This window comes from Aneurinibacillus terranovensis DSM 18919 (assembly GCF_000430625.1).
Lineage (GTDB): Bacteria > Bacillota > Bacilli > Aneurinibacillales > Aneurinibacillaceae > Aneurinibacillus_B > Aneurinibacillus_B terranovensis.
Genome location: NZ_AUMJ01000009.1, coordinates 1 through 13,606, shown reverse-complemented (window position 1 = coordinate 13,606; position 13,606 = coordinate 1). Strand labels below are relative to the sequence as shown.

The window sequence follows — 13,606 nt, the reverse complement described above, 5'->3', positions numbered from 1 at the left end:
ATATCAGAAATTTGATGTACTGTTAGGTAGCATCCCGCGGCGGATGCTTTTTTCTTGCCACGATGGGAAGCCGGTTTCCAGTACTTTTTGAATTCAACGTTTAGAAATGCGGTATTCCAGAATATTTCCTTTAAAACAGATCCTTTTTCTATGCTTTTTTTCTTCTTAGGATAATGACTGGCTGTTCTTCCATATCAGCACATTCTAATTCCAATTGAAGTTTCTTAATTAAATATTTTTTGGAAACGCTTTCAAAAATGTCTTATATAGAATATAATAGAGGTAAGAAAACCACTTGGAGGTAAACGAAATGAGATTAACTTCCGGAAGTAATGTAACCGTTAATATTTGGGAAAGAGGAATTACGTTTCACGGAAAAATTGAGCAATGGAATGAGCAAGAGGTGATTGTAACTGAGAATAGGTTACAAAACAAATGGAATTTTGCTTATAACGATATTTTAAACGGAAAAATTAAAATTTCTCCTAAAAAAGTGCATTAATCCGTTTATCAGAAAATCAAGAATGTTACTCTCTCTCGCCAGGTTTGAAACCTGGCGATTTGATGAGTGGATTCGCAGACGACTGCGAATGTGCTTGTGGAAACAATGGAAGCTTCCCCGCACAAAAGTAAAAAGGCTCATCGCTTTAGGAGTCCCTAAAGGAAAAGCCTATGAATGGGGAAATTCCCGTAAGGGATACTGGCGTATCTCCAAAAGTCCTGTATTACACAGAACGTTGGATAAACGATTCTTCGAATCGTGTCAACTGAAAAGCCTGGCAGAACGATATCACTCTTTACGGAGTACTTAATGAACCGCCGTATACCGAACGGTACGTACGGTGGTGTGAGAGGACGAGGGTTCACCGCCCTCTCCTACTCGATTTCACGAAAAAAGACAAACCTTCATACTGGGCAAGGAGATGAGAGAACCGGGAATAGGCAAAAGTATATTAACGTTTCGCAATCTTTATGAATACATATTTTGTTTTGTAATTTTTTGCACGCAGCCGATTCTTTATCACGGATAATGCTCATCTCATTGGAGACTATAGTAATGATATAAAGAGTCGTCAAAAACTCCGAGACCGCTAAGCAGAGTGAAGATTTGCATCATTACGTCCTAATAATGATGATCGTTTTTAATGAAAAGTTCATTTTGCAAACAAAAACAGTGATCCTGGCTAAAACTAGGATCACTGTTTTCGTTTTATCTAGTGGCAGTAGCCGGGTATGCAGTTTCAATTGACTCGGTTACATGTCACCCCATAGGTATTACTAAAAATTATTGAAATGATGATTTTTAGTAATTTTATTAATAGATAAAAACGAATTATAATTCAGAAAAGAGTAGGTATTCAAAAAAGGTTATACAATGCATCACTCCCAATCAAACGAGTGTTGAAGATGTTTAACAATCTTATTTTAAGGAATGTAATCCCTTTCATTTTAAGGGCTAATGACGGACGTTAATCGTATAGTATCACCGCATGATTGGAGGAATAAAGAAGATGAAGATGAAAAGACAATTTTCTCTAGCCCACCTTACAGTGCTTGGGTGTCCACCGCCCGAACAGACTTACATTGCCGCGCGGGCTGGCTATGATTTCGTCAGCTTTCGCCTCATTTACATGGGTCTGCCCGGTGAGCCCAACTACGGATTGGCCGAAAACAAAGAGATGCTGAAGCAAACTAAAACGGCGCTTGATGAGACGGGGGTCAGGCTGCTCGACATCGAACTGGCACGCATCTATGACGGCGTTGATCCGAAACGTTATGTGCCCGCTATGGAAGTCGCGGCGGAACTTGGCGGACGCCATGTTCTTAGTAGCATCTGGACGGACGATCGCAATTTTGCTATCGAACGTTTTGCCGAGCTTTGTGATCTGGCCAAACCGTTCGGACTGACGGTTGAACTGGAGTTCGTCCCTATTGCCAGTGTATACAACCTTGCAGGTGCACTTGACGTTCTTCGCACCGCAAAGCGGGAAAATGCCGGTCTTATGATCGATGTACATCATTTCCATCGCTCCAGGGACAAGGTTGAGGATCTGGACATGGTGCCGCGCGAGTGGTTCCGCTATCTCCACCTGTGCAATGCACCAGCGGAAATTCCGCCCTGGAAACAAGAGATGACCCGTATCCTTCGTGAGGAACGCTTGTATTTAAGTGAAGACGGTATTGATGTTGCGAGTATCGTGAACCGACTCCCTGAAATTCCCTGTTCAATTGAGCTGCCAAACGTCAAGCGTGCTCAGGAATTAGGGTATGAGGAATTTGCGCGGCGCTGCTTGCAAACGGCAAAGGACTATCTCGCTTCTCACCCGCGCATGCAAAATATCTCTGGTTTGTAGGATGTTTAAATATAAAGGTTGTTTCTGTTCACAAGATATTTATTGCCATAAAATCAAGGGAAACTCAGCTTTTTAAAGTGTAGGAGGAGATTATATGAAAAAGATTCTTATGCTGCACGGAATCAATCACAATATGTTTGGGAAGAGGGATCCTGTACAATATGGCACGATCACTCTTAGTCAGATCAACGAGCAACTAAATCATCTTGCAAATGAGCTAGGTGTGGAGGTAGAGACCTTTCACACCAATCATGAAGGCGAAATGTGTGAAAGGATTCATCAGGCATTTATCGAGAATAAGGATGCCGTTATCATCAATGCCGGTGCATGGACGCATTATAGTTATGGTATACGGGATGCCCTGGCGATTCTCACGGTTCCCATTGTTGAGATTCATATGTCCAATATTCACGCAAGGGAAGAGTTTAGGCATCATTCTGTGTTTGCTGAAATTGTGAAGGGTCAAATCTGCGGATTTGGGGTGGACAGCTACCTCCTTGGCCTGAGAGCAGCCGTTGCGGCGATAGACTGATCCTGTATGAATTTTAAAAAAGGCAAGCGTATCAATCAAATTGGCTAATTATTCAAGGAGGATCATTATGGAAGGAAGAAGTGCTCTGGAAGCGTATTCTAACGGAACTGTTTGGTGGGATACATCTATCAGCAATATTAAGAAAAATGAAATCATAATAAGAGGATATCCAATTGAAGAGTTAATTGGAAACTTCTCGTACAGTCAAATGCTCTATTTTCTCTTGTGTGGAGACATCCTTAGTGAAAAGAAAGCACGTTTGTTTGAAAGCGTTCTTGTTGCAGGAGCGGATCATGGACCTCGTGCACCTTCCATTGCAGCGGCAAGAATGGCAGCCACATGCGGGATTTCCTTTAATTCCTGTGTAGCTACTGGAATCAATGTACTAGGGGACATACATGGAGGTGCCGCTGAAAAAGCAATGAAATTATTTTATGCAACGAACGAACTTGCGGGCGATGGGGGCAATATAACACTTGTAGCTAGGGAACAATTTGATCGGTTACAAAGGGACAAAGAAAAATTGCCGGGATTTGGTCACCAACTGCACGATGATGATCCACGTGTAACAAGGCTCTATCATCTGGCACAATCGTTAATAGAGGAAGGTGAAATCTCAGGTCAGTACTTGAGAATCGCCGAAGAGTATAGAGCCATTCTGGAAGAAAAGAAAAAGAAGAGAATGACAATGAATGTAGATGGGGTATCCGCTGCTATTCAGTGTGAGTTAGCAATTCCAGCAGAAGCTGCAAAAGGAGTATTCGCCTTGTCACGTGGAATGGGAATTGTGGCACACGCTTTTGAAGAGCTCAAAAATGGCGTATTAATTAAAGGGCCTTGTCCAAACCGGGATGATTTGGTTCACTATTCTGGCCCTTCTATCAGGCACTTAGAAAAAGAGGGTGAGAGAGTATGAGTATAAAGCAGGTGGAACAGATCATGAAGCAGGCGCAGCCTTATATTAACGGAAAATGGATTTCCTCGGACCGGGAAACTCTTCAGATAAAAAGCCCATATTCTGGCGAAGTAATTGGAGAGCAATTTTTGGCAACAAAAGAGGATGTTGAGCATGCACTGGCTTCCGCGCATGCTGCTAAAAAGGAAATTGCAAGTATTCCATCAAATAAGCGGGCAAAAATCTTAAAAAGTGCTGCCTCATTACTAGAAGAGGAAAAAGAGAAGTTTGCTGCGCTAATTTCTCTTGAATTAGGCAAACCATTAAAGAACACACGGGATGAAGTATCACGTTCCATTGAAACACTAGAACAATCTGCCGAAGAAGCGAAAAGATTGTTCGGTGAAACACTGCCGGGAGATGCCTCAGAAAGAGGAACCAGGGCCATTGCTGCCACATTTCGTGTTCCGGTCGGTGTGGTGGGCGCCATTACACCCTTTAATGCGCCATTGAACCTTGTTTGCCATAAGGTTGGCCCCGCATTTGCCGCTGGAAACAGCCTGGTATTAAAACCTGCCCCGCAAACAGCTCTCATAGCGACTGAACTTTTGAAATTGTTGCTAAGAGCAGGATTTCCTGATAGCGCTATCAACATGGTCCTGGGCGGAGTGGAAATCGGACAGCGAATTGTGAAAGATGAGCGCGTGAATATCATATCCTTTACGGGCGGTGTTTCTGCCGGAAGAAATATATGTGAATTGGCCGGTATGAAAAAAGTATTGCTTGAATTGGGCGGAAACGCCTCGACGATTATCCATGAAGACGCGGATTTAGATCGTGCTGCAGCCATGTGTGCAAAAACAGGCTTTAGCAATTCGGGGCAGAGCTGCATTTCTGTACAACGAATTTACGTACATCAATCTGTGGTACCAGCATTTACGGACCTTCTAAAAAAACAAGTATCAAAATTAAAAATTGGCGATCCTCTTCTTCCGGATACCGATGTTGGTTGTTTGGTAGATACGAATGCAGCGCAACGGATCATGGAATGGATTGAAGAATCGATTCATTTAGGTGCAGAACTGGTGCATGGCGGCCATAGAAATGGAGCAACAGTGGAGCCCACTGTCCTATTAAATCCGCCTAAGCATAGTAAAGTTGTTTGTCAGGAAGTTTTTGGGCCCATTGTGAGCATCATTCCTTACGAAACCATTGAGGAAGCGATTAAAGAAACAAATGATTCCTCCTTTGGTCTTCAAGCGGGTTTGTTTACGAACCGGATGGATCTGGCTTATAAGGTTGCCCATGCACTGGAAGTAGGAGGCGTAGTACTTAATGGAACATCTAATTTTAGACTGGATCATTGGCCATACGGTGGAGTGAAGAACAGTGGGATTGGACGTGAAGGTCCTCGTTATGCTGTAGAAGATATGACGGAAACGAAAATGATCGTATTTCAATTTCCTAATTAATCTATTTTCTTCAAGTTTAAATTTTAATGAGGAGGCTCAAAAATGAAAGACCTAATTTCTCATCAATTGGTAAAGTATCTCGAAAACAGAGGGGTCGAACATATCTTTGGTCTTTGTGGACACACCAACATCGCTGTATTGTCAGCGTTGGATAATAGCCCTATTAAATTCATAAATGTCCGTCATGAACAAATTGCTGCCCATGCCGCTGATGGATATGCCCGTGCCAAGAAGCAGACTGCAGTGGTGTTGAGCCACCTGGGCCCTGGATTAACAAACGCAGCGACAGGCGTAGCCAACGCAGCGCTCGATTCCATTCCCATGGTGGTCATTGCCGGTGATGTCCCGAGTCACTATTACGGAAAGCATCCACACCAGGAAATCAATTTGCATGCCGATGCCTCTCAATATGAAATCTATCGCCCATTTGTAAAGCGTGCCTGGCGCGTAGATCGTGCGGATTTGTTTCCTGAAATTATTGAGAAGGCGTTCCAGTTAGCGGAAAGTGGAAGGCCGGGGCCAGTGCTTGTCTCTGTACCCATGGATATTTTCTCGAAAGAGGTGGATGTGGCTCTGTTTGAAAAGCTGGGGCATCATACGAAAACGTTACACAAACCGTCGATTGATGATGAAACGGCAACAAGAATCATTGAAACGCTTATCAACGCTAAGAATCCTCTTCTTTATGTGGGTGGCGGGATTATGCTCGCTAATGCTTCCGAAGAATTAAGGGAATTTGTAGACCGTTTAAGTATACCTGTGGCCTATTCGCTGATGGGCAAAGGGGCTGTGTCGGATGATCATCCCTTCACGCTTGGGATGACTGGGTTCTGGGGCACGAAATTTATTAATGATAAATGCAAGCAGGCCGACTATATTTTTGCGTTAGGCACTCGCTTTGCTGAAGCGGATTCGAGTTCTTGGGAATCGAAATACACCTTCAACTTCCCGCCCACCAAATTAATTCATATTGACATCGACCCGAACGAAATGGGAAGAAATTACCCAGTGGAAATCGGTGCGGTGGCTGATTTGAAGCAGGCATTAACCGTTTTGAACCGCGTAGCGAAGAAAATCCTGCCCAATGGATTGCAGAATGAGAAGCTAAAACAGGAAATTGCCGTTTATCGAGAAGAATTTAGGAACAGCAATAAACAGAATATTGCAAGCAACTCGTATCCCATGCAGCCGGAACGCATCCTGGCAGAGGTTCGTGAAGTACTGCCGAAAGATGCTTATATTACAACCGATGTAGGCTGGAATAAGAATGGTGTTGGACAGCAGTTCCCTGTATATGAATCAGGCACCATTTTAACGCCCGGCGGCTTTTGTACGATGGGATTTGGAGCTCCGGCCGCTTTAGGAGCCAAACTGGCACAACCGGACCGGGTGGTTGTTTCCCTTGTTGGTGATGGCGGTTTTGGGCAGAATCCTTCGGTGTTGGCTACAGCTGTCGAAGAAAATATCCCTGTTGTCTGGGTTATTATGAACAACGGTGCGTTTGGTACAATTGCTGGTTTGCAAAAAGCCCACTACGATACAACGTATGGCACTGTATTTAAGAAAGATGGCGAGGCCTATTCTCCGGATTTCGCCGCCATTGCCCGGGGGTACGGTGTAGAAGGCATCAAAATTGAATCCGCGGCAGAATTTAAGCCTGCGCTCAAACGGGCAATTGAATCCAATAAACCAGTTGTGATTGACGTCGGCATGCTAAACAATCCGGTTCCGACTACCGGACATTGGAATATTCTTGACATTTATTCACCTAATGAAAAGAAGTCTCATGTAAGTGTCTAAGTAAAGTGAGGTAAAAAGCATAATGAAACAATTGCCATTAGAAGGGATAAAAATACTCGATGTTTCCACCATGATTGCTGCTCCTTTTGGGGCAGTATTACTTGGGGACTTCGGAGCGGAGATTATTAAAATTGAGATGCCGGGAAAGGGGGACACCCTACGGACTGTAGGACCTTTTCGGGATGGTGAACCGCTTCGCTGGCCCGGATTATCTAGAAATAAAAAATCAGTTACATTAGATCTGCATACACCAGAGGGCGTCGAAATTTTTAAGAAACTAGCTTCGCAAGTTGATATTGTCATTGAAAACTTTAGGCCTGGAACGTTAGAAAAATGGGGTGCCGGATATGAGGAACTGAAAAAGGATAACCCCAATCTAGTTATGGTTCGTGTTTCTGGCTACGGCCAGACGGGTCCTTATCGAGAAAAAGCGGGCTTTGGAACGCCGGCTACGGCATTTAGCGGATTTACGTATCTTCAAGGTTTTACTGATAGGCATCCTGTTAGTCCTTCTTTTTCTCTGACTGATTATATTACAGGGATTTACGTAGCGTTTGCTGCCGTAACCGCTATTTATTACCGGGATACGAATCAGGATGGCAGTGGACAGATGGTGGATATAGGCCTATATGAAACCGTATTCCGAATGATGGAGTTTCTGGTCGCCGAATACGACCAACTCGGTAAGGTAAGGGAAAGAGCACCTGGTTTAAATGGGCATTCCAGTCCATCAGGCACGTTTTTAACGAAAGACAATCATTGGATTGTATTGGTGACAAGCACCGACTCTACATTTAATCGATTAGCCAAGGCAATGAATCGGGAAGATATGCTGTCAGATGAAAAATTTTATACAAATTCAAAACGTCTGGAAAACAATCAAGAGACAAATAAGATTGTTGCTGATTGGATACGTACTAAAGATCGAGATGAGTTATTACAAAAACTCGACGAACATGGCGTTCCGGTTAGTCCTATCTTAAGTATAAAAGATATTTTTGAACATCCTCAATATAAAGCGAGAGAAAATATTGTGAGTGTTAGTCATCCAAGATTGGGGGAGATCAAAGTGCCAGGGATTGTGCCAAAGTTTGAAAAAACACCTGGGAGCATCCGAAGCATTGCTCCTGAGCTGGGAGAACATAATCATGAGGTTCTTCAAAAAATGTTAGGATTGACTGAAGCAGAAATAAATGATTTAGAAAAAAAGAATATTATATAGAAGAGGTTGGTGCTGTAAATCAAAACAGAGTGAGGCATTACTTGAATTTTCACCTCATTGAATGGGTTTATGAAGTGCCCGCTTTCTTGTTAAGAAGGTACTTTTTTGTTTTTCTTCTTGCAAGCGGAACTTTATCGTGTTTTTTTCCTGCTTTATAATGGATTTTATATCAGAACAAATTGCAGGAGGGGCACTCAATGGACTTGTATCAGCTTTTATATTTTCAAACATTGGCAAAGTTTCAAAACTTTACGAGGGCTGCAGATGAACTCGCTCTTACCCAACCTGCACTAAGCCGGTCTATTTCCAAGCTGGAAGAAGAATTAGGCGTCCCATTATTTGAACGGAAAATTCGCGGCGTTATTTTAAATCAATATGGAAAGTCATTCTTAAAGCATGTCAATCAAATCCTGCAGGAAATGAATATTGCAAGAGAAGAACTTAAGGATATGGTTGACCCTTTACACGGAACTGTATCACTCGCATTTATTCACACACTGGGGTCAAGATTTGTGCCCAATTTGCTTGGCTTGTTCAGAGAACAGTTCCCTGGTATAAAGTTTCAATTAACACAAGATACAACACAAAAAATTATGAATCATTTGGAGTCTGCAGAAGTAGATCTGGCATTTTGTTCCCCGAATGAACAAGCTGACCATATCAACACCGTACCCATAGTCAATGAGGAATTATTTCTAATTGTTCCGAAGAACCATAATTTGGCCCATAGAGAGCAAGTTTCTTTGAAAGAAGTAGCCAATGATCCATTTGTCACATATAAACATGAAAGTAGTATACGTGATGTCATTGAGAGGCTTTGCCGAAGTGTTGGGTTCCAACCCACCATTTCTTTCGAAGGTGTTGGAGATGCAACGATTGCTGGGCTGGTTGCGTCAGATTTTGGAGTTGCCCTCATTCCCCTTGTTCCTGGCTTGGATATGACAAAACTTTCAGTCCTTCGCGTAAGTGAACCAGTATGCAGAAGAATCATTTATATGGCATGGCGGAACAATGTCTACATGTCCCCTGCCGTAACTCAATTTAAAACATTTGTAGAGGAAAGGAGTTGTTTGATCGAATCAACACCTTTCCATTACAAAAAGTGATTGTTTTTATGATTTATAGTTATTTTTACAAGTTTCCATGACGGGTTATAATGTATACAAAGAAAGAATCATCAAATACTTTCGAATATTATGAGTGAATTAATTAGTTAGAAATAAAACATTTATTGGTTAAAAATTAAACTGAAAAAGGAGTGTGGATCGGTATATACCTCAGTATATGAGGATTTAACATTAAATTGAAAGCGCTAACTTCTATAGCCTTGGATAACTTACAGAAAGTTATAAAATTTAGACGAAACAAGAGTAACCTAAAATAAAAATAAGGGGATAGTGAAGATTTATGAAAAAACATCGTTGGTCAATAGCCTTCTTAATAGCTGTTGGGGTTATCGTGAACTATTTTGATCGAACCAATATGTCAATCGCAATGCCACTGTTAAAAAAGGAATTTAATTTGACGGCAGGCCAGATGGGAATCTTTTTATCTGCATTTGCATGGTCCTACGCCTTTCTTCAAATTCCTGTAGGTCCTTTATTAGATAAAATAGGGGTGAAATGGGTAACGAGGACAGGTACGATGATCTGGACGGCAGCCTGTCTTTTAACTGCGGTGGCCAATGGATGGGGATTAATTATATTATCCAGGGTGTTATTAGGGGTTGGTGAAGCTCCTTTTTTCCCGGCGGCTGCCAAGGCCACAAGTCATTGGTTTCCTAAAAATGAACGAGGGAAGGCGATCGCCTCCTATGACGCGCAGTCTAAATTTTCCAATGCAATTGGGGCTCCGCTGATTGCCTTGATCGTGACGGAATGGGGATGGCGCGGCGGCTTTTATGCAACTGCGGTTCTTAGTCTTATCTACGCCGCTGTGTTTTGGGTGTGGTACCGTGAGCCACATGAAGATAAACGCTTAACAAAAGAAGAGTATAACTATATCAGGGAAGGCGGTTCACAAAGTGCAGAAGCCCCAACGGGTACGGTTATGGACAATATACGGTACCTGTTGACAAAACGAAAAGTTTGGGCCGTGTTTATTGGATTTGCAGCCTATGGATATTCCTGGTTTTTATTCCTCACCTGGCTTCCTGGATATCTTGCGACTGAAATGGGCATGTCGATATTGAAATCTGGCTGGTACTCAGCGATACCGTGGATTGTAGGCACAATATCAGAGATTGTTATCGGTGGCTGGCTGGTAGATCGTCTCGTAAATAAGGGCTATGATTCAACACGTGTACGCAAAACTACTCTCATTATTAGTATGCTATTCGGTTTATCCATCATTGGTGCCGCATTTACGCATAACCCAAACATCGCTGTATTTTGGATTTCACTGGCGCTTGGTGGCCTTGTCGTTACGTCGGCGGTTGCCTATAGTATCCCGACCTTTATTGCACCAAAGGGAACGGTAGGAACTTTGACAGGAATTTTGACCTTTGGAAATAATTCTATGGCCATTGTAGCCCCTATCGTCACAGGGTATATTGTTCAAGCCACCGGATCCTTTATGTATGCGTTCCTGGTAGCAGCGGCTCTTCTTGTCCTGGGGATTATAAGCTACACGTTCCTGCTCACGGATTTGGAACAAATTGAACCTGCTGCCCAGAAAGGATCTGAATATGTTTCAAATGAGCTTATGGTAGAATAGAAGATACTGAAGATTGGTAAATTAACGACTAAATAAAAATTGAAAGCATTAACAAACACAACAAAGAGATTGGTGGCGAAGAAGATGTTAGAATTATATTTAAATAAACCGGGTGATTTACAATTACGAGAGGGTGATTCTGCACCTTCACTGTCGAATGAGGAAGTAAAAATTAAAGTCATTTATGGGGGGATTTGTGGATCGGATCTTGGAGTCTTTAAAGGGAGCTTAAAGCATGCTTCTTATCCGCTTCGTCCGGGTCATGAATTAGTAGGAACCATAATAGAGGCCGGCAAAGATGTGAACTATAAAGTAGGTATGAGAGTTGTGATTTTCCCTAATTCCTTCTGTGGTGAGTGCGATTTTTGTCTAAAAGGGAAAACGAATATATGCCGTCACAAGAAATCAATCGGTGTTAATACCAATGGCGGATTCTCGGAGGAGCTCGTTATTTCGGAAAAATATGTTTTGCCAATTCCAGATGATATGGCTGATGAAAGAGCGGTTTTAATTGAACCTTTTGCCGTTGTTGTTCATGCGCTTAACAAGGTGAGCCTAACGCCCGGCATGACAGTTGCTATCATTGGGTGTGGAAATGAAGGGATGTTAGCAGCAGCATTAGCAAATCATTTAGGCGCTGTTGTAACGGCCATCGATATTAACCCCGTAAAGTTGGAGAGAGTGAGAAGTTTGGGCGACATAAAAGCGGTTCATCCTGAAGAAATCACGGATGAAGCGTTTGATGTTGTCATTGAAGCGGCAGGCGTTAAAAGTGCAGTTGAACAGGCCGTTCAACTCGTACGTCCAGGTGGAGACGTTATTTTGATTGGGCTTGCACAGCAAGCTGACCTTCCAATTGTACAAATTGTCAGAAATGAAATCACTTTACATGGGAGTATTATTTATACTTTCCCGCATGACTTTGAGCAAAGCATAGAGTATCTGAAGAAAAAAGAATTTAATGTGTCACCTGTAATTTCAAAGATTGTGCCATTTACAGAATATAAAATGGCCTATGAAACAGCTATCTCCGGCGATTATGGGAAGGTCGTCCTGAATTTTAAAGATAATGACTAGGCTCAAAACGGTTTCTCACCAGGTTCTGTCGATAGTTATCCTTATTGTAAACTGACGTTTAACATCAAGTGCCGTTTATTTTGAGGGGATGTTGTCTTCAAACTGGTAATACGGACGGTATGTCATCTTGGCAGCGGGTATAGTATGCCATCAAAGGTAAGAGAAATTCGAAGCCTGTGGGTTAATGTTTGTCAATCCACAGGCTTTTTTTAACGTTAAAGAAAGTATATGTTGCTTTACAGTGTTAAAGCAACATATACTTTCCTCCATGGGTCACCTGAGAAAAACTCGCGGGAGTGTGCCGAACGTTGCTTTTTCGATGTGGAGCGTGTGGCCGTTTCGCTTCCCTGCAGAAAAAGGACGAGCGGCAACGCCCGCGAGTTTTTCTCATTATGAAACTAGGGTAATGATTGATAAAGATTTTAATTATCCTCTTTAAAATTTAGGATGCTCTTTCCATAATCGCCGGAGATTGATGTTTCATAAACTAAGCTGAGATATGCTGCGAGTCCTCTTGAATGGCAGTTTCAATCGGTTCCAAATCTGGGAGCAGGAACACATAACTTAAAATCCCAACGACAAGAAGAGCTGCTGCTACCAGGAACGCATACATAAAGGATCCGGTGGCTTGAACAATATACCCCGTGACGATAGGGGCTACAATAGCCATAGAATTATTTCCAAAGGTCAAAAGTCCTGTTAAAGTTCCCACGCTTCCCTTCGGTGCAATAAAGGTCGGGATGCTGTAGGCAACCGCCGACGTAACCACAAGGCCACCAAGCGCCATAGAAATCCAAAATACGGCAATGTTTGGATTATGGGTAAATGCGGCACCAATGATGGACAAACCGAAGAGCATACTAATAATGAGAGTAGTTTTTCGTACACGTGCTGAATCGTAGCCCTTATTTACGAGACGATCTACGAGCCAACCCCCAATGAAAAATTTTGTGATTGTACCTACGACTCCATGGTATCGACGAATACCACCCGGATTTCAATACCGACATACCCATCTCTGTTGCGAGGTATCCAGGAAGCCAGGTGAGGAATAAAAACCAGGAATATCCATAGGCTGCAAAACCAATAAACACGGCCCAAACCTTTCGTTTTGTCAACAGGTACCGTATAGTTTCCATTGCATTTCCTGAGGCTTCTTTTGGACTTTGCGAACCGCCTTCGACGATGTAGTTATACTCTTCTTTTGTTAAGCGTTTATCTTCATGTGGCTCACGGTACCACACCCAAAACACAGCGGCGTAGATAAGACTAAGAACCGCAGTTGCATAAAAGCCGCCGCGCCATCCCCATTCCGTCACGATCAAGGCAATCAGCGGAGCCCCAATTGCATTGGAAAATTTAGACTGTGCGTCATAGGAGGCGATCGCCTTCCCTCGTTCATTTTTAGGAAACCAATGACTTGTGGCCTTGGCAGCCGCCGGGAAAAAAGGAGCTTCACCAACCCCTAATAACACCCTGGATAATATAATTAATCCCCATCCATTGGCCACCGCAGTTAAAAGACAGGCTGCCGTCCAG

At 42.8% G+C, this 13,606-nt stretch carries 11 protein-coding genes and 2 pseudogenes; 11 read left to right on the top strand and 2 right to left on the bottom strand.

Annotation, left to right across the window (positions count from 1 at the left end):
* Positions 1 to 310 precede the first annotated feature (310 nt).
* The 11 genes and pseudogenes from H525_RS0101245 (at position 311) to H525_RS0101200 (ending at position 12,067) form a co-directional block, all read left to right on the top strand.
* Positions 311 to 502, top strand: coding sequence for a hypothetical protein (locus tag H525_RS0101245; protein ID WP_027414683.1), 192 nt, complete (start codon positions 311 to 313; stop codon positions 500 to 502).
* Positions 503 to 560: 58 nt separating this feature from the next.
* Positions 561 to 812: pseudogene (locus tag H525_RS28370) on the top strand (group II intron reverse transcriptase/maturase); the annotation flags it as partial.
* Between the two features lie 705 nt (positions 813 to 1,517).
* Positions 1,518 to 2,354, top strand: a complete 837-nt coding sequence (locus H525_RS0101240; protein ID WP_027414682.1) for a sugar phosphate isomerase/epimerase family protein — start codon at positions 1,518 to 1,520, stop codon at positions 2,352 to 2,354.
* Positions 2,355 to 2,448: 94 nt separating this feature from the next.
* Positions 2,449 to 2,886 (top strand): type II 3-dehydroquinate dehydratase, encoded by a 438-nt coding sequence (gene aroQ / locus H525_RS0101235; RefSeq protein WP_027414681.1) that lies wholly within the window; start codon positions 2,449 to 2,451, stop codon positions 2,884 to 2,886.
* A 67-nt stretch (positions 2,887 to 2,953) separates the two neighbouring features.
* On the top strand, positions 2,954 to 3,802 hold the full coding sequence (locus H525_RS0101230; protein ID WP_027414680.1) for a citryl-CoA lyase: 849 nt from the start codon (positions 2,954 to 2,956) through the stop codon (positions 3,800 to 3,802).
* Positions 3,803 to 3,825: 23 nt separating this feature from the next.
* A complete protein-coding gene (locus H525_RS0101225; protein ID WP_027414679.1) occupies positions 3,826 to 5,253 on the top strand; it encodes an aldehyde dehydrogenase family protein in 1,428 nt (475 codons plus the stop codon).
* 42 nt (positions 5,254 to 5,295) lie between these two features.
* A complete protein-coding gene (locus H525_RS0101220; protein WP_027414678.1) occupies positions 5,296 to 7,053 on the top strand; it encodes a thiamine pyrophosphate-binding protein in 1,758 nt (585 codons plus the stop codon).
* 22 nt (positions 7,054 to 7,075) lie between these two features.
* On the top strand, positions 7,076 to 8,275 hold the full coding sequence (locus H525_RS0101215) for a CaiB/BaiF CoA transferase family protein (protein ID WP_027414677.1): 1,200 nt from the start codon (positions 7,076 to 7,078) through the stop codon (positions 8,273 to 8,275).
* 197 nt (positions 8,276 to 8,472) lie between these two features.
* Entirely contained in the window at positions 8,473 to 9,381 is a 909-nt protein-coding gene (locus H525_RS22410) for a LysR family transcriptional regulator (RefSeq protein ID WP_051330716.1), read from the top strand.
* Positions 9,382 to 9,682: 301 nt separating this feature from the next.
* The gene (locus tag H525_RS0101205) at positions 9,683 to 10,990 is read left to right on the top strand and encodes an MFS transporter (protein WP_027414676.1); all 1,308 of its coding nucleotides are present in this window, start codon (positions 9,683 to 9,685) and stop codon (positions 10,988 to 10,990) included.
* An 84-nt stretch (positions 10,991 to 11,074) separates the two neighbouring features.
* A complete protein-coding gene (locus H525_RS0101200) occupies positions 11,075 to 12,067 on the top strand; it encodes a zinc-dependent alcohol dehydrogenase (protein ID WP_027414675.1) in 993 nt (330 codons plus the stop codon).
* Positions 12,068 to 12,303: 236 nt separating this feature from the next.
* On the opposite strand, the gene H525_RS28865 is transcribed toward H525_RS0101200, so the two are convergent.
* Both H525_RS28865 and H525_RS22405 read right to left on the bottom strand, forming a co-directional pair.
* Positions 12,304 to 12,438, bottom strand: a complete 135-nt coding sequence (locus tag H525_RS28865) for a hypothetical protein (protein WP_281172560.1) — start codon at positions 12,436 to 12,438, stop codon at positions 12,304 to 12,306.
* A 116-nt stretch (positions 12,439 to 12,554) separates the two neighbouring features.
* Positions 12,555 to 13,606, bottom strand: a pseudogene (locus tag H525_RS22405) (MFS transporter); the annotation flags it as partial.

Bases quoted from the DNA above. Each gene is read 5' to 3' on its own strand.
- H525_RS0101245 (WP_027414683.1), top strand. From the start codon at position 311: ATGAGATTAACTTCCGGAAGTAATGTAACCGTTAATATTTGGGAAAGA.
- H525_RS0101240 (WP_027414682.1), top strand. From the start codon at position 1,518: ATGAAAAGACAATTTTCTCTAGCCCACCTTACAGTGCTTGGGTGTCCA.
- aroQ (WP_027414681.1), top strand. From the start codon at position 2,449: ATGAAAAAGATTCTTATGCTGCACGGAATCAATCACAATATGTTTGGG.
- H525_RS0101230 (WP_027414680.1), top strand. From the start codon at position 2,954: ATGGAAGGAAGAAGTGCTCTGGAAGCGTATTCTAACGGAACTGTTTGG.
- H525_RS0101225 (WP_027414679.1), top strand. From the start codon at position 3,826: ATGAAGCAGGCGCAGCCTTATATTAACGGAAAATGGATTTCCTCGGAC.
- H525_RS0101220 (WP_027414678.1), top strand. From the start codon at position 5,296: ATGAAAGACCTAATTTCTCATCAATTGGTAAAGTATCTCGAAAACAGA.
- H525_RS0101215 (WP_027414677.1), top strand. From the start codon at position 7,076: ATGAAACAATTGCCATTAGAAGGGATAAAAATACTCGATGTTTCCACC.
- H525_RS22410 (WP_051330716.1), top strand. From the start codon at position 8,473: ATGGACTTGTATCAGCTTTTATATTTTCAAACATTGGCAAAGTTTCAA.
- H525_RS0101205 (WP_027414676.1), top strand. From the start codon at position 9,683: ATGAAAAAACATCGTTGGTCAATAGCCTTCTTAATAGCTGTTGGGGTT.
- H525_RS0101200 (WP_027414675.1), top strand. From the start codon at position 11,075: ATGTTAGAATTATATTTAAATAAACCGGGTGATTTACAATTACGAGAG.